Here is a 1,473-nt window from a genome sequence, read left to right on the forward strand (position 1 = left end):
CTCAATAAGTTGATTGATTCTGAACTTCAAGATCGCATGTTAGAAGCCTCGCAAGGTTTGTACGCGAAATATGGCTATACCACGGCTCAAGAAGGACGAGCAACATCAGAAGGTTATGAAGCGATGAAACGCGCGTCGAAAAACGACAAGCTGATGATCGACTTGGTTGCGTACGCCGATATGGTATCGAGCAGTGATTTTATGGACTCGGAATACAACACGCCAGAGTACACCAACCATTTCCGCATCGGTGGCGTAAAGCTGAACTTTGATGGCTCTCCACAAGGTAAAACGGCTTGGCTAAGTCAGCCTTACTTCCACCCGCCACATGGACAAGATAAAGACTACGCTGGCTACCCAACCTTTGAAGATCAACAAGCTTACGATTACGTAGAAACGGCCTTTAAAAATGAATGGCAAGTGCTGACGCATGCCAATGGTGACGCTGCGATCGAGCAATTTATCAATGCAGTGACCAAAGCAAATGAAAAGCTAGGAAAACAAGACCGCCGACCTGTACTCATTCACGGCCAAACCATGCGCCAAGACCAAGTGGATCGCTTAGCTGCACAAGGCATCTTCCCTTCTCTATTCCCAATGCATACTTTTTATTGGGGTGACTGGCATGTGGACTCGGTACTCGGCCATCCTCGTGCCGATTTCATTTCACCAACTCAAGCGGTGAGAAAGGCAGGGTTAAAGTTCAGTACTCACCATGACGCACCTGTGGCGCTGCCAAGTTCATTCCGAGTATTGGATGCGACCGTCAATCGCACCACCAGAACTGATAAAGTACTGGGTGCAGATCAGCGCGTTGACACGTACACCGCGCTGCAAGCCATGACCATTTGGCCAGCTTACCAACACTTTGAGGAGTCGTATAAAGGTTCTATCGAAGTAGGTAAGAATGCGGATTTAATCATCCTCGATAACAACCCGATGAAGATTGAACCTAAGGCGCTAAAAGACCTAAACGTGGAAGAAACAATCAGCAGAGGTCAATCGGTTTATCAACGACAGTAATCCAAAATAAAACACCGCCGCTATCGAGGCGGTGTTTTCTATCTGACTCACCAAGCACTATCTATTTGCTCGCCACTAGCTTCGCTAACCAAGTAGGAAACTTTTCGTATTTAAGAATAAACCACACCTAAGCAAAGGTGGATTAATCAAAATCAGAAGGTCGTTTTGAGAGCGGCTTTAACAGCCTGATTCAACTTACTTAGCACCAATTCAAACACCCAACGAATAAAGGAATAAGTAAATTTGATCGCGATATTTGCACCTTTCCCCGCAAATACCAACATGTGGCCAAGTAAACCTTTTACGCGTTCAGAAAATTCGCTAGAGAGTTCTGAAATTTTGACGATTGAACGAGCAATCGCGTCATATATAGTAGCAATAGCAGAACCTACATTTTGCAGGGCAAAGACTGACGCCGCAGCCCCACCATCAACTAACAACGTAAGGAGC

The 1,473-nt window shown here is 46.0% G+C and carries 1 protein-coding gene and 1 pseudogene; one reads left to right on the forward strand and one right to left on the reverse strand.

The window, feature by feature from the left end:
• Window positions 1-1,023 (forward strand): amidohydrolase (locus R8N49_RS24610; RefSeq protein ID WP_318190157.1); only part of this gene is annotated, 1,023 nt, incomplete at its 5' end.
• Window positions 1,024-1,175: 152 nt separating this feature from the next.
• On the opposite strand, the pseudogene R8N49_RS24615 reads toward R8N49_RS24610, so the two are convergent.
• Window positions 1,176-1,473: pseudogene (locus R8N49_RS24615) on the reverse strand (lipase family protein); the annotation flags it as partial.

Source organism: Vibrio sp. 1978 (assembly GCF_033344345.1).